General features: G+C 70.2%; 20 protein-coding genes and 3 tRNA genes. 15 read left to right on the top strand and 8 right to left on the bottom strand.

Features of this window, described 5'->3' with window-relative positions; all coding sequences use genetic code 11:
* Window positions 1–59: 59 nt before the first annotated feature.
* From A6A08_RS02025 to A6A08_RS02080, 13 genes are all read left to right on the top strand, one after another.
* Window positions 60–320, top strand: a complete 261-nt coding sequence (locus A6A08_RS02025; protein WP_073700754.1) for a hypothetical protein — start codon at window positions 60–62, stop codon at window positions 318–320.
* On the top strand, window positions 317–496 hold the full coding sequence (locus A6A08_RS02030) for a hypothetical protein (protein WP_073700755.1): 180 nt from the start codon (window positions 317–319) through the stop codon (window positions 494–496). Before A6A08_RS02025 ends, A6A08_RS02030 begins: the two co-directional genes overlap by 4 nt.
* On the top strand, window positions 496–633 hold the full coding sequence (locus A6A08_RS28100; protein ID WP_199866817.1) for a hypothetical protein: 138 nt from the start codon (window positions 496–498) through the stop codon (window positions 631–633). The genes A6A08_RS02030 and A6A08_RS28100 overlap by 1 nt, the downstream gene beginning before the upstream one ends.
* The gene (locus A6A08_RS02035; protein WP_073700756.1) at window positions 630–1868 is read left to right on the top strand and encodes a winged helix-turn-helix domain-containing protein; all 1239 of its coding nucleotides are present in this window, start codon (window positions 630–632) and stop codon (window positions 1866–1868) included. The genes A6A08_RS28100 and A6A08_RS02035 overlap by 4 nt, the downstream gene beginning before the upstream one ends.
* Window positions 1865–2152: a hypothetical protein gene (locus tag A6A08_RS02040; RefSeq protein WP_073700757.1), complete on the top strand. Its 288-nt coding sequence runs from the start codon at window positions 1865–1867 to the stop codon at window positions 2150–2152. The genes A6A08_RS02035 and A6A08_RS02040 overlap by 4 nt, the downstream gene beginning before the upstream one ends.
* Window positions 2149–2406, top strand: coding sequence for a hypothetical protein (locus A6A08_RS02045; protein ID WP_073700758.1), 258 nt, complete (start codon window positions 2149–2151; stop codon window positions 2404–2406). Before A6A08_RS02040 ends, A6A08_RS02045 begins: the two co-directional genes overlap by 4 nt.
* Window positions 2399–2779, top strand: a complete 381-nt coding sequence (locus tag A6A08_RS02050) for a hypothetical protein (RefSeq protein ID WP_242422055.1) — start codon at window positions 2399–2401, stop codon at window positions 2777–2779. The genes A6A08_RS02045 and A6A08_RS02050 overlap by 8 nt, the downstream gene beginning before the upstream one ends.
* Window positions 2780–2847: 68 nt before the next feature.
* A complete protein-coding gene (locus tag A6A08_RS02055; protein WP_073700759.1) occupies window positions 2848–4860 on the top strand; it encodes a hypothetical protein in 2013 nt (670 codons plus the stop codon).
* A 219-nt stretch (window positions 4861–5079) separates the two neighbouring features.
* Window positions 5080–5418 carry a hypothetical protein gene (locus A6A08_RS02060; protein WP_073700760.1) on the top strand — a complete coding sequence of 113 codons (339 nt, stop codon included), beginning with the start codon at window positions 5080–5082 and terminating at the stop codon, window positions 5416–5418.
* Window positions 5418–6263 (top strand): hypothetical protein, encoded by an 846-nt coding sequence (locus A6A08_RS02065; RefSeq protein ID WP_073700761.1) that lies wholly within the window; start codon window positions 5418–5420, stop codon window positions 6261–6263. The genes A6A08_RS02060 and A6A08_RS02065 overlap by 1 nt, the downstream gene beginning before the upstream one ends.
* Window positions 6264–6273: 10 nt before the next feature.
* Window positions 6274–6966 (top strand): ATP-binding protein, encoded by a 693-nt coding sequence (locus A6A08_RS02070; RefSeq protein WP_073700762.1) that lies wholly within the window; start codon window positions 6274–6276, stop codon window positions 6964–6966.
* A 98-nt stretch (window positions 6967–7064) separates the two neighbouring features.
* Window positions 7065–7313: a helix-turn-helix transcriptional regulator gene (locus A6A08_RS02075; RefSeq protein WP_375539649.1), complete on the top strand. Its 249-nt coding sequence runs from the start codon at window positions 7065–7067 to the stop codon at window positions 7311–7313.
* On the top strand, window positions 7313–8752 hold the full coding sequence (locus A6A08_RS02080; RefSeq protein WP_073700763.1) for a tyrosine-type recombinase/integrase: 1440 nt from the start codon (window positions 7313–7315) through the stop codon (window positions 8750–8752). Before A6A08_RS02075 ends, A6A08_RS02080 begins: the two co-directional genes overlap by 1 nt.
* 129 nt (window positions 8753–8881) lie before the next feature.
* Here A6A08_RS02080 and A6A08_RS02085 read toward each other — a convergent pair.
* From A6A08_RS02085 to A6A08_RS02100, 4 genes are all read right to left on the bottom strand, one after another.
* Window positions 8882–8955 (bottom strand) — tRNA-Phe (locus A6A08_RS02085).
* A gap of 25 nt (window positions 8956–8980) precedes the next feature.
* Window positions 8981–9055, bottom strand: a tRNA-Asp gene (locus tag A6A08_RS02090).
* Between the two features lie 88 nt (window positions 9056–9143).
* A tRNA-Glu gene (locus A6A08_RS02095) sits at window positions 9144–9216 on the bottom strand.
* 96 nt (window positions 9217–9312) lie between these two features.
* Window positions 9313–10845 carry a metallophosphoesterase gene (locus A6A08_RS02100; protein WP_073700764.1) on the bottom strand — a complete coding sequence of 511 codons (1533 nt, stop codon included), beginning with the start codon at window positions 10843–10845 and terminating at the stop codon, window positions 9313–9315.
* Between the two features lie 96 nt (window positions 10846–10941).
* Here A6A08_RS02100 and A6A08_RS02105 point away from each other — a divergent pair, with 96 nt between their 5' ends.
* Window positions 10942–11292, top strand: a complete 351-nt coding sequence (locus A6A08_RS02105; protein ID WP_073700765.1) for a metallopeptidase family protein — start codon at window positions 10942–10944, stop codon at window positions 11290–11292.
* Window positions 11293–11655: 363 nt separating this feature from the next.
* Window positions 11656–12960, top strand: a complete 1305-nt coding sequence (locus tag A6A08_RS02110; RefSeq protein WP_073700766.1) for an MFS transporter — start codon at window positions 11656–11658, stop codon at window positions 12958–12960.
* Between the two features lie 154 nt (window positions 12961–13114).
* Here A6A08_RS02110 and A6A08_RS02115 read toward each other — a convergent pair whose 3' ends face one another.
* The 4 genes from A6A08_RS02115 to A6A08_RS02130 form a co-directional block, all read right to left on the bottom strand.
* The gene (locus tag A6A08_RS02115) at window positions 13115–13375 is read right to left on the bottom strand and encodes a PspC domain-containing protein (protein WP_073700767.1); all 261 of its coding nucleotides are present in this window, start codon (window positions 13373–13375) and stop codon (window positions 13115–13117) included.
* A 263-nt stretch (window positions 13376–13638) separates the two neighbouring features.
* Window positions 13639–15216 (bottom strand): MDR family MFS transporter, encoded by a 1578-nt coding sequence (locus tag A6A08_RS02120; protein WP_073700768.1) that lies wholly within the window; start codon window positions 15214–15216, stop codon window positions 13639–13641.
* Between the two features lie 49 nt (window positions 15217–15265).
* Complete coding sequence (locus tag A6A08_RS02125; RefSeq protein ID WP_073700769.1) at window positions 15266–15880, bottom strand: TetR/AcrR family transcriptional regulator; 615 nt, start codon at window positions 15878–15880, stop codon at window positions 15266–15268.
* Window positions 15881–16011: 131 nt separating this feature from the next.
* Window positions 16012–16398 (bottom strand): PPOX class F420-dependent oxidoreductase, encoded by a 387-nt coding sequence (locus A6A08_RS02130; RefSeq protein ID WP_073700770.1) that lies wholly within the window; start codon window positions 16396–16398, stop codon window positions 16012–16014.
* Window positions 16399–16534 lie beyond the last annotated feature (136 nt).

Consider the following 16534-nt stretch of genomic DNA (forward strand, 5'->3'; position numbering starts at 1 on the left):
CCGCCGGGATGCCGCCCGGCGGGGCTCTTACGCACCCGCTCACCTGCAAGGAGCAGCACATGCGCACCACCATGATGCCGTCCCCGACGGTCCACGAATTCCACACCCCTCCCCCGGCGCTGTTCGAGGTCGCCCCCGCAGCCCTGGACGTTCTCGGCATCACCGACACCGAGGACCTGTTCGCCGTCGCACTGCCCGACGAGACCCCCGAGGAGGCCGCCGCCCGCAGGGCGGCCGCAGCCGACATCCTCGACGACCGTCTGACCGACATCGCCACCGAGGCCCTCGTCCACGACGTGGTCCAGAGGTGGTCCGTATGACCCCCGACCTGCTGCCTGTCGTCATCGCGACCGCCGGGGTGGTGCTCCTGCTCGTGCTGGGAGCCCTCCGGGTCGCCGCTGGCTACCGCAGGGTGCGCAACACCGTGCGCCGCTGGGGCCGCACCCGGCTGGTCCTCACCCACACCATCCGCCGCCGCAAGGGGGTTCGTCGCTGATGGCCTCGCTGATCTCGCTGTTCGCCCTGTTCCTGACCGCTGCCCTGGTCTACCTGATCATCGGTAACCCGCTGATCGAGCGCAGGTCCGACCTCGAAACCCTCGTCCGCCTTTCCAAGCTGGAGGAGCACCGGTGAAACTCCGACGCACCCCCAAGAACAAGCCGACCGAGGTCACCGACGTCGTGGCCGACCTCAAGGCCCGTACCCAGCAGGCCCAGTCCCTGGCCAGCGTTCCGCGTCAGGAACTGTTGGCCGATCCCCGGCTCAACCCCGCTACCCGCGCTCTGGCGGACCGGTTGGAGGCCGACCGGCTCCGTGCCCGGCTGGACTGGGAGCACCGCCGCTACCTGCGTTCGGAGCGCGAAGCCGACCGCCGCGCGGAGGAAGCGATTCGGGCCGCTGAGACTGTGGACCGTGCCCGCGCCGCGACCGATCCGGCCTACACCGTCCTGACACTGGTTCGGAGCAGGGGCCGGTTCGCGGCCCTGTCCCTGGGAGCGTCCCTGGTGCTGTCGGTCGGGTCCGCGATGGGCCTGGAGGCCGCCGTCACCGCGCACTACCCCACCGCCCCAACCGGTATCGGCTACCTCGGAGAGGTCGCCCTGACCGGCATGTCGACGGCCGCGATCATCTGGGCGGGCCTGCTGGCCCGGTCGCAGGCGTTCCCGACCGGTGGCCGCCGCGCCGCGCTGATCGGGCTGATCGTGGTTCCGCTGCTCGTGAGCATCGTCGGGTCCACGATCGGCTCCGGCCCGGTCGGGGCCGTCGCCTCGCTGGGATCGGCCGCGTTCTCATGGTTCGCGTACCTGATCGCGGTCACATCCGCCGACGCCATCGGCCAGCTCGTGAAGCGCATGGGCACGACCACCACGGCCACCGAGGTCCCCGTCGACAACGAGGACCAGGAGCACGAGGAACCGACCACTCCACTGCCCCACCGCACCGCCGGAGAGGCTCTGGAGGTCGTCGGGGAGGAGCTCGCGGAGCAGGTCGACGACTACCTGCGCTCGCACGGGAGCCCGTCTGAGCGCTCGCACGGCGAGACCCGCTCGCACGGGACCGGCCCGGAGCGCTCGCACGGGGACGCCTCCCCTGCCGACGACGGGTCGGACGCCGAGTCGGCACAGGTCACCCCGTCTGAGCGCACGTCCGAGCGGGACCGCTCGCACGACGACGGGGAGTCGCCCGAGCGAGTGCTGACCGCGCAGGAGCGGCGCCGCCTGGAGGGCCTCCAGAACCGCCGCCGGGTCGCGAACTACCTCTACCGCCGTCCCGACGCTCACACGGCCGAGATCGCGACCGAACTGGGGTTGGGAGAGTCCACCGTCCGCCGGATCCGCAAGGAGCTGGAGAGCGGGGGCGAGCCGTGACCGTTCGCCACCGCCCGAAGGTACGCCGCTGGCGCGAGGAGACCAGTCAGGGAGAGGCCTGGTGCTACCAGGTCCGGTGCTCGTGCGGCGAGGAGTTCGACGAGCACTACACCAAGCGGCTCGCGGAGTCGGACAAGGCCCGTCACCTGATGGACGTGGCACCGCCCGTCTCCGAGCGGTGCCGCGACCCCAAGAAGCACCGGACGCAGAGCCACGACTACTGCCCGGTGTGCGCCAACCAGCTCTGCCTTCCCGGGTTCGAGGGCCTGGAGGCGACCGGATGAGCAGCACCGACTGGCGCACCCGCCTGCGGGCCGCCGCATCCCTGGCTGACCACCTGCTTTGCCATGCCGACTCCGTGGTGTCGGCATGGCTGGACATCCGCCCGATCCGCCACACCCTGGCCGACTGCGCTGGCTGGCTGGGGCGCACCTGGAGGGCGCACCTGTACCGCGCCCACGTGCGCCGCTACGGCCCCGGCCGAGGCGTGATCGCCGTCGTCATCAACCGCACGACCACGAAGGAGACCCGTGACTGAGTCCGCACCCACCGAGCGCTCCGAGCTGAAGCGCATCATGTCGGACCTGGAGAGCATCGAGTTCGAGACCGGCTCGGACATCCGCCGCTACACCGAGACCACCCGCAAGCTCGCACGAGCCCTCGCGATGGAGCTGGAGTTCTCCGCACAGGAGCTGGAGGCCGCCCTGAAGGAGCTGCCGCCCGGGTCCGGGGAGTCGCGCATGGCCATGCGCCGCAAGGCCCGATCGGTGGCCAAGCACCTGCGCCGTTGCGCTGAGGCCCAGCGCGTCGTGGGCGTGGAGGCGGTGCGCACCTGGGCCAGCCTGCACAAGCACTTCGAGTACCTGGTCAAGCGCAAGAAGCGCAAGAAGGCCCTGGACCTGAGCGCCTGACACCACCACAACCGCGGGGGCCGCATCGCGTGCGGCCCCCGCCCACCACACGAGAAGGAGAGACACGGATGGCTCGCAACGAGCTGGTGGTGCGCGACGGCAACCGGGAGACCCCGGTCCGGCGCGGCAACACGGCCATGGACTACGTCCGGCCCTGGATGGCCGCTCCCGCCCTGATCCCGGCCGGGTTCCTCACCCACTGGATGTGGGGCGACCTCGGTCTGGGCACCGGCCTGGCCGCCGCCGCCATCGCGGCGGCCGGCGGGGTGGTCACCTACGCCGCGCACCGACTGACCGCCGCGCGGACCTGGTACGCGCACCACATCTCCACCGCCATGACCGGCGGCGCCGGGGCCTGGCTGGCACTGGCCACCGCGTTCGGTCCCGGACGGCCGCTGATGGACGCGCTCCTCATCGGAGGATCGGCCGCCGCCGCGATCGCGAACATCCACTTGTGGGCGCGCCACCAGGGCACCGGAGACGCCCGTGAGAAGGGCACCGGCCGCATCCTGCCGACCTTCGACGAAGTCGCCGCCAAGCTGCACCTGAAGAACGTACGGGCCAAGCTCACCTCCGACACCGAGATGCAGCAGCGCCACCGGCTCACCCTGGACAACGGGACCACGGCCGAGGAACTCCAGTCGCGCGGCAAGGAGCTGGCCTCCGCCTACGGGGTCGCTCCCGGCGCGATCCGCGTGATCGAGGACCAGGGCCGCGCCGACCGCGCAGAACTGGTCATCACCAAGAAGGACGTGATGGGCAAGCTCATCCCCTGGCCGGGGCTCAACCCGGCGCACGTGGGCACCTCGATCGCGGACCACCCGCTGGAGCTGGGTGTCTACGAGGACGGCGAGACCTTCACCAACCAGATCACCAACCGGCACTCGCTCACGGTCGGCATGGCCGGTGCTGGGAAGAGCGTGTACGGCAAGGTCAAGATGGTGCAGGTCGCCGCCCGGTCCGACACCTTCACCCTCGCGATCGACCTGGCCAAGGGCCGTCAGACCCTCGGTCCGATCGAAGGCGCGATCGGCTGGCCCGCCTACACCAAGAAGGCCGCGCGCGGGCAGCTCGACGCGGTCAAGCGCGCGATCAAGGCGCGCGCGAACCACCTCGCGGACGCCGGGCACGCCCAGTGGGTGCCCGGGTGCGGACTGACCTTCCTCTACCTGCTCGTGGAGGAGGCCGCCGAAGTCGTCGACTTCGACGAGATCGTGGAGATCGCGCGGGTCGCCCGGTTGGTCGGCATCCACCTGGAGCTGAGCCTCCAGCGCGCCACGTGGGGCAACCTCGACACCGACACCCGCGCCAACCTGGGTGACGGGCTGTGCTTCGGGGTCCGCGACTTCGCGGACGCCTCCTTCGTCCTGCCGGACTACGTGACCGACGCCGGGTGCGACCCGTCCCGCTGGCGCAAGTCCAGGCCGGGAGCGGTCTACGCCGCGATCGAGCACGTGGACGTGGACCGGCACACGGTCGCGGCCAAGACCTACGGGCCGCCCTCGACCGACCCGGCCGAGGAGAACCGCGACCTCAAGGCCGCCGCCGACGCCCTGCCGGACCAGGACGCCAAGCTCGACGCCGTCACTCGCACCGCGTTCGGTGCCGAGTACGCCGAGTTCCTCGGGGGCCGCACCGGGACCGCCACGGCCGCCGCGCCGGTCCCGGCCATGGCCGACACCGTGAACGACGTGGACGACGAAGAGCTGATCGTGGACGAGGACATCGAACCGGTCGTGCTCCAGACCCCGGACGACGACCCGGAGATCGAGGGCGACCTGGACACCGAGATCCCGCCCCTGGAGGAGGGGGAGGACTTCGCGCTCCCGACCCGCAAGAAGGGCACCAAGGCCAGCGCGGAGGAGGCCCGCGCCGCAGTTGAGGGCCTGCTGGAGGAATGGGGGCCGGGCAAGGAGTTCGGAGCCTTCGACCTGAAGACGGAACTGGCCGAGATGGGCGTGGAGCGCAAGCGGTCCTGGATCTACGGCCAGCTTCGCCGTCTGGAGGAGGAGGGCCGACTCCGCCACGAGGACTCCGGTGCCTGGACCGTGCTGGAGAGCCGCGAGATGGCGGGTGTCTGACGGTCTGGAGCTCCCGTCCAAGCCGAGTCCGGGCAGCCGTCCACACCCTGTCCAAACCGGGTGTCCAGACCCCGTCCAAACCGGTTTGGACACCCTCTGACCTGTAACACCGCGCCGGGGCGTCCAACGCGCGCTCCGGCCTGTCCAACACGAAGGCCCGCCCCTTGCCGACCAAGACCCGGGGCGGGCCTTCTCACTCCAGTGAGGAGCACTACCAGTATGACCACCGACACCCGCGCCACCGCCCGTGACGTGCGCTGCCACGCCGTTCAGGTCCTGGCGGACCTGCTCGCCGAAGACCTGCCCGAGGTCACCTGGCGGGTGCGCACGGTCCACAGGTTCCTACGCCTATACGTCTCCTATCCCCTGGACCACGAGGTCTTGGAGGGGCACGCCGACTCCCACCAGGCCGTGCGTGAATGGGCCGCGCACCTGGGTGCCGACGTCGAGCTCCTGCACGGCGACACTCCGGCGGCCAGGGCGGTGATCGACGGCGTCGGAGTCCGCGTGTGGTGCGCCCCCGAGCGCCGGGACGACGTGAACGCCTCGGAGGAGTAGTGGCACCGGCTGACCCGAGCACGGTGCGCGGGCGGTGGCTGCGCTACGTCTACGCCACCGCCCGCGTTCCCGACAGCGTGCGCGTACTGCTGCTCGTACTCGCGGAGCACATGGACGAGGACGGCCGTGTCGAGGTCAGCCGAGACGACCTCGCGGCCCTGCTCTCCCGGGCCCCGAGACGCATCTCCGCCCGGCTGGCCGACGCGGTCGCGGCGGGGCTGTTGACCCAGGTACGCCGGGGAGCACGCGGCAGGCCGTCCGCGTACCAGGCTGCCCTACCGGACGGTCTACGGGTGACCCCCGGGCAGCACATGCTTCCGGGGAAACAGGTGACGGAACCCAGCACCCTTTCCCAGGAAGAGGGTGTCCCCCGGGGAGCACATGCTTCCCGGGAAACGGGGGACACCCGGGGGTCACGGGATGACCCGAACTGGTGCCCCACGGGGGTCACCAGTTCCGGGGCCCCTATAAGGGAAGGTTCGCGCGACCAGCCGTCACAGGCGACCCCGAGCACCCCTCCAGAACGGGACGGTTCACCGGCCCCGATCGACCACAAGCGGGTCAACGCGCTCGCGACCGTCTACCACCGGGCCACCAACGGCATGGGCGACTGGAACAAGATCCGCGCCGTCGTCAAGAAGGCCCTGAGGAACGGCTACTCGGACGAGGAGATCTCCCGGGGGCTCGAACACGTCGCGGCTGACGGTCGCTTCGCCCTGACCGCCGACACCCTGCGCATCGCGATCAACCGCACCCGGCCACGGCCGCAGCTCCGTGTCGTGGGCGGCCACACCCCGTACCGGAACCCTAGCGATTACGGCGACGATCCGGACCCCTGGTCCTGAGAGGCACCGCATGAACACGACCACCGAAACGCAGTTCTTCGCCAGACTGGCGCGCATCACCCGAGAGAAGGGACTCGACACCACGCCCGGCCCGGTCGAGGACGCACCACACCCCGACCTTCCGGGCCACCCTGAGTACCACCACAGGCAGCGGGTCAACGCGGCCCTGACCAAGTTCGAGCGGGCGACACCGCCCCGGTACCTGACCGCCTCGACGGAGCACCCCCGGGTGTGCGATTGGGCCGACCAGGTCGCCGCCGACGTGACGCAGGCGCCCTCGCTCATGCTCTGGGGCGGCACCGGCACCGGGAAGACCCACGCGGCGTTCGGAGCCGTGCGCAGGATCGCTCTGACCGGCCCCGCACGGTTCGGCTTTCTGGCCACCACGTTCCCGGACTTGTACGCCGCTCTCCGGCCCGGAGCGGCCACGGACGAGGAGCGGGAGCGGCTCATGCGCCGGGTGCTGAGCGTGCCCGTGCTGCTCCTGGACGACCTCGGGACCACGAAGTCCTCGCTGTGGACCGAGGAGACGACGTACCGGATCGTCAACCACCGCTACAACCGCATGCTCCCGGTCATCGTCACGAGCAACGAGCCGCCCGCAGCCCTGCCGGAGCTGCTGGGCGACCGGATCGCGTCGCGGCTGATCGAGATGACGACCCGTGTCGAGATGAACGGCCGGGACCGGCGGCTCACCCGGTGAGCGCCGCCGCCCACCTCAGGAAAAGCGACCCCGGCCTGTACCGCCAAGCACCGCCGGAGCCGCGCCCCGAACCCCGTGAGAGGCAAGGAGCACTTCCCATGATGACCGACCGCACCAAGCCGCGCCGGGTGCGACCGGCCAAGACCCCCACCGTCCCGGCACAGCGTGCCCGGGGCTGGCTGACCGTGGACGAGTTCTGCGGGGAGCTGATGATCAGCCGCGACACCTTCTACGACTGGCGCAAGAAGGGGCGCGCCCCCAAGTGCGCCAAGCTCCCGAACGGGAGCCTGCGCATCCGCCGTTCGGAGTTCGAGAAGTTCATGACCACCGCTGAGGACAACGCCTGATGATCGACTCTGACGATCTGAGCTACAAGGTCGCCGTTTGGAAGGTCACCACCTACAAGGGCACCCGGGGGACGACCTACCGGGTGCGCTGGAAGGTCGGCACCGAGGAGTTCAAGGAGCCGTTCAAGAAGCGGGCGCAGGCGGACGCCTTCCGCTCCCAGCTCGTGCAGGCCCAGAGCAGGGGCGAGGCGTTCAGCCTGTCCAAGGGGCTGCCCGTGAGCATGCTCCGGGAGGAGCGGCCGGAGATGTCCTGGTACGACTTCGCGGTCACCTACGTGGACCACAAGTGGCCGGACATCTCCGCCAAGCACCGAGGCAACATCGCGTTCGCCCTGATGATGGCGACGACGGCGCTGTTCACCACCGAGCGGGGGATGCCGGACCCGGCGCTGCTCCGGGCCGCGCTGAGGCGTTGGGCCTACAGCAAGACCTACCGGGCGGCGGAGCGTCCACCAGAGGTGGAGAACGCCTTGCGGTGGGCCTCCCGGCACACCCGCGCGGTCGGGGAGCTGGCCGACCCGAAGGTCGCGGACGCCGCCGTGCGCGCGGCCATCCGCGACCTGGAGGGCAGGAAGCTCGTGGTCGGCTCCCAGCGGCGCAACCACGGCATCCTCAAGGCCGCGCTGGCGTACGCCGTGAGCGAGGGCCTGCTCGAACGGAACCCGATCGGAGAGCTGGAGGCAACCACGTCCCGCTCCGTCCACCAGGTCGACCGGCGGTGCGTGGTGAACCCGGAGCAGGCCCGGAACCTGCTCGACAAGGTGCGGGAGTACGGCTACGAGGAGACCGAGCGGCGACAGGGCATGAAGTCCGGTCCGCGGCTGGTCGCGTTCTTCGGGTCGATGTACTACGCCGCGCTCCGGCCCGAGGAGGCGGTGAACCTGCGCAAGCACAACCTGTCCCTGCCCGCGCCCCGGGTCGACGCGACCGGCTCACCGGTCTACGACTGGGGCGAGATCTACGTGGAGGAGGTCACCCCCGACGCACGGCCGGAGTTCACCGACGACGGCACCAGCCGCGACACCCGGCGCGGCCCGAAGCAGCGCGAAGCTGGGGAGGTCCGGCCGGTCCCCTGCCCGCCGGAGCTGACCCGGCTCTTCTGGGAACACCTGGAGGGCTTCGGCACCGACCCGGAGGGGAGGCTGTTCACCGGCGTGCGCGGCGGTCCCCTCGCGACGATCACCTACCGGCGCGCGTGGGCGTGGGCACGCGAGGAGGTGCTGAGCGAGGCTGAGGCACGCTCTCCGCTCGCGAGGCGTCCCTACGACCTCCGGCACACCTGCGTGTCCACGTGGCTCAACGCGGGCGTCTCAGAGACGCTCGTGGCCCAGTGGGCGGGGCACAGCGTGGCCGTGCTCAAGAAGATCTACGCGAAGTGCCTCGTCGGGGAGGAGGACCGGGCCAAGCGCCAGATCGAGGAGGCCCTGCGCCGCTCCTGAACGTGGCCGCGCATTGGCCGTGGGCACCCACCGAGACCCGCCACCGCCCACCGGCAGCCACCGACGCACGAAAAGGCCCCGCCATCTGTTTACACAGGTGGCGGGGCCTTTTTGCATGTGTGTGGGTTGTGGCTAGGGGCGGGGTCGAACCGCCGACCTTCCGCTTTTCAGGCGGACGCTCGTACCAACTGAGCTACCTAGCCTCGTTCGCCGATCTCTCGGCAACGGCGGTCCTGACGGGATTTGAACCCGCGGCCTCCACCTTGACAGGGTGGCGAGCACTCCTAACTGCTCCACAGGACCTTGTTCTGTTGTCACGCCGGGCTTGTGACCCCGCGCGTTGCTGCGCTTCTCATTCTGCCAGATGTCCGACAGTGCTCGAACCGCCTCGTACCCCCAACGGGATTCGAACCCGCGCTACCGCCTTGAAAGGGCGGCGTCCTAGGCCGCTAGACGATGGGGGCCCGTGTGACACGCCAAGCATAGGGGAGATACCCGACCAACACCAAAGTGATTCCCCAGGACGGCCGGAGTTCGCCCCACCTGCGGGAACATCGCCGTCAGGGTGTGCGCTCGGCGTCGCCGGTCTCCTCCGCCGGGCTCTCTGCCGACTCTCCCACGGGGCGGTCCGGGTCGGCCTCGATGTGCCGCTCGACCTGCGCCGACGTGAGACCGACACCGCCCAGGTCGATGTCGTCGCGCGCCTGGAGGCGCCCGGTTTCGGCGTCGAAGTACAGAACCGACGCCTGGTACGGGATCGGACGGTCGGATCCGTGATCAAGGCCACGCAGTCCCGCGCCGCCGGTGGACCCCTGCACCAGGAACCTGGTGCCCTGGTCGGTCAGCTCGGTGGAGCGCAGGTGCTCGCCACCCGTCAGGACCAGGGGCACCACCCCGTCGAACGCCTCCGCCTGCGTGCGCGTGTGCATCAGGACCACGTCCACGTCCTCCCGGGAGCGGACCACCTCCTCGGCCTCCTCCTCGCCCTGGGCGGCCACCTCGGAGGCGCTCGGGTTGAGGCGGGTCGCGTCGGGGGTGTATCTGGGGTCCCCCGATCCGTAGAAGGTCAGGCCGCCCACCTCTCGGACGTCGCCGTCCAGCACCACGGCGTTCTCCTGCGCCGCCACCGCGCGCTGCGTGCCCATGGAGTCGTGCCGGCCGCGCACCCACACGTAGGGGACGTCCAGCTCGCCGATCTCGTCGGCGAACACGTCCTCGGCCGCGCTGCCGCGGTCGGTGAGGTCTCCCGAGTCCACCACCATGTCGGCCCCGTACTGGTCCTTGAGCGTGCGGATGATGCTCCACGACGCCGGGTTCAGCTGGATGTCGGACACGTGCAGCACACGGATCACCGACTCGTCCTCCTCGTAGACGGGGAGGGTGGAGGTGGCCTCGTAGATCATCGCGACGTTGCCGACCAGGCCCGCCAGCTGCTCCTGGTACTGGCTGAACCGGCCCACCACCTCCTCGGCGCTGCCCACCACCTGCGGTGCGCCCGCGATCAGGCCCGTGTACCGGGGCTCGGCGATGGCGCTGGGGTTGAAGGTGTTGGCGGCGACGGCGCCGGAGGCCGCGAGCACGCCCAGCGAGACGAGCGCGCTGGCCAGGGCCCGCCACACGTTCCGGAAGAGCAGCAGCCCCGTCACGGCCGCCCCGAGGGCCGCGACGAGCGCCGCGCGCACCAGCAGGTCGATCACCCCGGCCCTCAGGTCGGAACCGATACCCGCGGCCATGCGGTTGATGGCGTCGGGATCGGTGAAGACCTTCTCGGCGGCGGACAGCCGGATGTCGGTGATGGTCGCCTCGAGCTTGAGGGGGGCGTTGTGGGTGTCGAACGCCAACTGCCCCAGCGGGGCGACGTTGACGACCGTCTCACCGTGCCACTGGGGGCTCAGCCCCAGGGTGACGTCCGCGGGGCCGATGGGGGTGACCACCTGCCCGCCCAGCGCCAGGCCCAGCCAGCCTCCGACCAGGCCCGCCACGACGACGCATCCCCACCTCCACGCGCGTCCCGCGCGCAGCCGGTCGAAGGTGCCGCGGAGCCGACGGAGGGCCCCACGAAAGTCGTACCCGCGGATCGCTTCCCAAGACAACACACCCCCATCATGCCGCCGCGGGAGGCCGTTCCCAATGTTTCCTCCCCTCCAGAGTGTTATGTCTCTTCCGGCCGGCCTCGGTCAGGCAGCACAATGGCGGGTGTGGTGGAACTGACGCGCAGGGACTTCGAGGAACTGGTCGCCGACGCACTGGACCAGATCCCGCCCGAGCTGGCGGGGCTCATGGACAACGTGGTGATCACCGTCGAGGAGGAGTCCCCGGAGGGGCTGCTCGGCCTGTACGAGGGCATCCCGCTGACCGAGCGCGGGGACGCCTACTTCGGGGTTCTGCCCGACCAGATCTTCATCTACCGGCGCAACATCTGCGCCTTCTGCGAGACCCCCGAACAGGTGGTCGAGGAGGTCCTGGTCACCGTGGTGCACGAGATCGCGCACCACTTCGGGATCGACGACACCAGGCTGACCGAACTCGGCTGGGGCTGACCCGCCGTGCCCGCCCCGCCCTCCTCCCCTCCGCGGCCCCGCGCGGGGCGGCCTCCCGCGAGGAGCACTCCGACGAAGGGGGACTTTGCACGACCCTCCGTGAAAACAGGAGGACTATTCGCACATACCTGGCATTCCTGACCCCCGCCCGGACTCCCGTGCGGATATCCCCACCTGGGAGAGCGATCCGTTCATGACCTGCGGAGAGTACGGCCGAATCCGCCCTGGCATTCCTTACTCACAGCAACGAATCAGACACGAATTTCCGGAAAAGGCTTGCGATGAGCCCCACCTTCCGGAACTGTTGGTTATTGGGACACGACACAGCGTGATTACAACCCTGTAACAGTAAGGGAGTGCCGGGTGGCCAATCCGCGCCTCGACAACACACCTGACAACGGAGACCACGAGTCTTCGAGCGCCCCCAACAGCGACGACTGGCGGAGCAGCTACCGCGACGTCATGGCGATCCGCGAGTTCCGGTCCGTCTGGCTCGCCCACGCACTGTCGATGATCGGCACGAACCTGCTGAACATCGCCACCAGCGTCCTCGTCTTCCAGGTGACCGGATCGGCGCTCGCCGCGGGCGTCACCCTGGCCCTGACCTTCCTGCCCCCGATCATCAGCCCCCTGATCGCGGGACTCGCCGACCTCTTCCCCCGCCGACGCGTCATGATCGCCTGCGACATCACGCGGGCGGCCGTCATCGTGCTCATCGGCATCCCCGGCATGCCGATCTGGGCCATCTGGATACTGCTGTTCTGCTCCGTGGTGCCGTCGATCCCCTTCGCGGCGGCCCGGGCCGCGATGATGGCCGAGATCGTCCAGGGCGAGCGCTACGTGGCGAGCACCGCCATCATCCAGCTGACCTCGCAGGTCGGCATGCTCGCCGGCCTGGTCGCCGGCGGCGTGATCGTCTCCTACGTGGGCCCCAACGTCACCGTGATGTCGACCGGCATCCTCTTCGTGCTGTCCGCCGTCGTCGTACTGCTGGGCGTCAAGGCCCGCCCCTCGCCCCGCGCGGAGAAGGAGGACCGTCCCGGGTTCCTGGCCATGACCCGCGACGGGGCCAAGCTCGTCTTCGCCGACCCGCGCCTGCGCACCCTGGCGCTGCTCGCCTGGCTCGCCGGGCTGTACGGCATCCCCTACGGCCTGGCCAACCCCATGGCCGAGGAGAGCGGCGCGGGCCCGGCCGCCGCCGGGTTCATCATGGCGGGCTCCTCGATCGGAGCCTTCGTCGGCGGGCTCGTCCTGACACGGATCATCCCGCCGCCCACCCGTATGCGCCTGCTCGGCCCGCTGGCGGTGTTCACCTGCGTACCCCTGCTGCTGTGGCTGGCCGACCCGCCGCTGTGGCTGATGGTGACGGCCCTGGCGCTCTGCGGCGTCGCGGGCTCCTACCAGTTCGTGGCCAACGCGGCGTTCGTGCTGTGCGTGCCCCAGGAGGGCCGCGGTCTGGCCTTCGGCCTGGTCGCGGCGGGGCTCCAGGCCGCACAGGGCGTGGGCATCCTGGTCGCCGGGTTCTTCGCCGAGCACTTCGGTACCGGCGTCGTCATCGCGTCGGCCGGCGCCCTCGGCGTCGTCTGCGCGACGCTGCTGGCGATCCCGTGGTCGCGGATGGCCGGGCAGACCATCGAGCGGATGAACGCGACCGGGAGCGCTCCCTAGGGCGTCGTGCGGCGGGCTCCGACCCGGCCGGAGACGCCCTAGCGCTCCTTGCCGCACTCCGCGGGGGTGTCGCGGGTCTCCTCGACCTCGCGCTCCTCCCGCGGGGCACGCAGCTCACGGCGTTTCCAGCCCGGGTGTGCTCTGAGGGTCCACATCAGTTCTCGCTCGGCTTTCCCTGGAAGTTGCGGATGATCTGCTCCAGCAAGGAGCGCTTCTCGTTCTCGGCCGGCATGACCAGCCAGGCCAGGATGTAGACGAAGACGCCGCTGAACCCGAGGACCGTCAGGACCACGAAGACCAGGCGGACGATGTTGGAGTCGACGTTGAGGAACTCGGCGATCCCGCCGCACACACCGGCCAGGTAACGGTCGGAACCACTGCGGCGGAAGCGCTTGTTCTGGTAGTTCTCGTTCATGTCTCCACCCTGCCCCCTCCCCACGACGATTCCCATCGGGGAGAGCCCTGGGCCTCCCCTGACATCCCCCCGAGCCCCCTGGAGGGGCCCGGGTACGGGGGCGCCGGAGCGCCCCTCGGGGATGGGACGGAGGAGGGGCCGACGGCGTTCCCGAGGCGTGGAGCACACCCTGCGGGGGCACGCGGCCTCCCCCGTCCTGCCGGGGCCGTGCGGTGGAGGGCGGAGCGGTGGCGCGGTGTGCCGACGCGGTGGAGACCGTGCGCCTACGCGGAGCTCCTGGTGTCCCTCCCGTCCTGGGGACCGGGCCGCGCGCCCTCTCCGCCTTCCTGCTCCGCGCCGCCGATGGTGGTGGCCAGCGGCTTCTCCGTGATGAACCAGGAGAGCGCGAACCCGACCAGCGCGATCGGGACCACGTAGAGGAAGATCGGGGGCAGGGCGCCGGCGAAGGCGTCCACGATGAACTCGCGCACCGGGGCGGGCAGGTCCTGCAGCATCTGCGGGGTCATGGAGCTGATTCCGGCCTCACCGCCCTCGAACTCCAGGCCGCCGCCCGGCATGTCGGCCACACGCTCGTTGAGGCGGGACACGAAGATCGATCCGAACACGGCGATGCCGAAGGACGCACCGATCTGGCGGAAGTAGTTGTTCGCCGAGGTGGCGGCACCGAGGTCGCGGCGGGGAGCCGTGTTCTGCACGATCAGCACCAGGTTCTGCATCACCATGCCCACCCCCAGGCCCATGACCAGCATCGCCGAGCCGTTGTAGAGGTAGGGCGTGTCGACGCCCATCCGGGAGAGCAGGACCAGGCCCACCACGATGATGGCGGTACCGATGATGGGCCAGTGCTTGTAGCGTCCGGTGGCGGAGATGAGGCGACCGGTCACGATGGTGCTGATGAGCATGCCGAGCACCATAGGGAGCATGAGCAGCCCGGACTCGGTGGCGGTGGCGCCCTTGACCATCTGCAGGAACGTGGGCAGGTAGGAGACCGTGGAGAACATCGCGATACCCACGGTGATGCCGACCAGGGCGGTGAGGACGAAGTCGCGGTCGCGGAAGAGGCGCAGCGGGATGATCGGCTCGGCCGCGCGCCGCTCCACCAGCACGAACAGGAGCGCCGCCACGACCGCTCCGACTCCCAGGCCGAGGATCTGCGGGCTCACCCAGTCGTAGGTGTGGCCGCCCCAGCTGGTCACCAGCACCAGGCACACGCTCGTGGCCGCCAGGAGCAGGGTGCCCGTGTAGTCCAGCTTCGGCCTGGGCCCCTCGGGCCTGGGCAGGCGGATCATGGTCGCCGCGGCGACCAGGGCCACCGCGCCCAGGGGCAGGTTGATGTAGAAGATCCAGCGCCAGTCCAGGTGGTCGGTGAAGAAGCCGCCGAGCAGCGGGCCGGCGATCGAGGAGACCCCGAACACGGCGCCCATGATGCCCATGTACTTGCCGCGCTCCCGTGGGGAGACGACGTCGGCGATGATCGCCTGGGCGCTGATCATCAGACCGCCGCCTCCGATGCCCTGCAGGGCGCGGAAGAGGATGAGCTGGGTCATGTCCTGGGCGAGTCCCGACAGCACGGAACCGAGCAGGAAGACCACGATCGCGAACAGGTACACGTGGCGGCGGCCGAAGATGTCGCCCGCCTTGCCGTAGATCGGCATGCCGACGGTGGCGGCGAGCATGTACGCGGTGACGACCCAGGACAGGTGCTCGAGGCCGTTGAGCTCACCGACGATGGTGGGCAGGGCCGTGGCGACGATGGTCTGGTCCAGGGAGGCCAGCAGCATCGTCAGGATGATCGCTAAGAAGATCCAGCGCAGCCTGGTGCGGCCGGGGGTGGTGGGCATGGGACTCCGTTCGCCTGCTAGGAGGCCCCGAGGGGCCGGAGTGCCCCGGTCAGCTGGTGGGCGCGGACGGCCCGTAGGCCTCGCCCAGGTGGCGGAAGGCCGCGCGGATCTTGGCGCGGACGTCCGCGGTCTCCTCGCTCTCAGAGAAGTGGAGGCCCTTCATGGTGTGGCGCATCACCGACATGGCCGACGCGGCGACCAGGAGGGGCCGGTCGTCCTCGGGTGAGGCGCCGGTCCGCTCGGCGATGGCCGCGGCGAGCTCCATTTCCACGTTGTGGAAGCGGGCGAGCATGCCGCGCACGAGCTGGGGCTCGCGTTCCATGAGCTTCTTGCGCAGGCGCATGTCGGCGCGCTGCGTGGCGAGGTCGTCGGTACTGACCAGGAACGTGATCAGCACGGTGATGAGGTCCTCGACGAAGTCGCCGGTGGGGCCGCCGCTGACGAACTCCCGCCGCACCTCCTCGTCGGGGGTCCCCGGAACGTCGCCGAGGAGGGCGTCCTCCTTGGTGGCGAAGTAGTTGAAGAAGGTCCGGGTGGAGACGTCGGCCTCGGCCGCGATCTCCTCCACCGTCACGTTCTCCAGACCGCGCTCCAGGATGAGGCTCACGGCCGCGTCCCGGAGGGCGCGGCGCGTGGCCTGCTTCTTGCGTTCGCGCAGCCCCAAATGGTCCTCCCCCGTGCACGACCAATTGTTGCAGACCATGCAAACTTTCTCAACAGGTATTTTTGCAGACGAAGGCCGCCCGCACCCGGGCGGGCGGCGCGGCCCCGCCGGCGCGGGGCCGCGGCACGTGCCTACCGGCCCACGAAGCGCTCCGGGCGAACGTAGACGATGACGCGCTCCTCCTTGGGGTCGTCCCAGGGGTAGGGCTTCCCGAGGTACTTCTGGGACATCTCGTTGATGAAGGCCTTGTCCGTGTCCTCCTCCACACGGTCACACACGCCGCGGACCTCCACGTACATGTAGGGGTCGTCGGGGTCGACGGCCGACACCGCGACCCGGCCGTCGCGCCTGAGGTTGTGCAGCTTCTGCCGGGTCGTGGTCTGGCTGAACCGGAGGAACTCGCCGTCCCAGTCGATCCACACGGGGCTGGACTGGGGCGCACCGTCCGGGCCCAGGGTCGCCACGTGCCCGAACGCGGGTTTGCGAAGGACCGCCTGCTGCTTCTCGGAGAACGCCATGATGCTCCTTGTCGTCGTTGGCTCAGGGGCACTCCGAGTACACCAACACGCCCCGCCCCAGGCGCGGCGACGCGCCCGGAAAGGGTCCGCGCCCGCAGCCCGTGGGGCCGCGCCGCCGTGCCCGTCGGCCTCCGCC

Origin of the sequence: Nocardiopsis sp. TSRI0078 (assembly GCF_001905145.1) — a bacterium.
GTDB lineage: Bacteria > Actinomycetota > Actinomycetes > Streptosporangiales > Streptosporangiaceae > Nocardiopsis.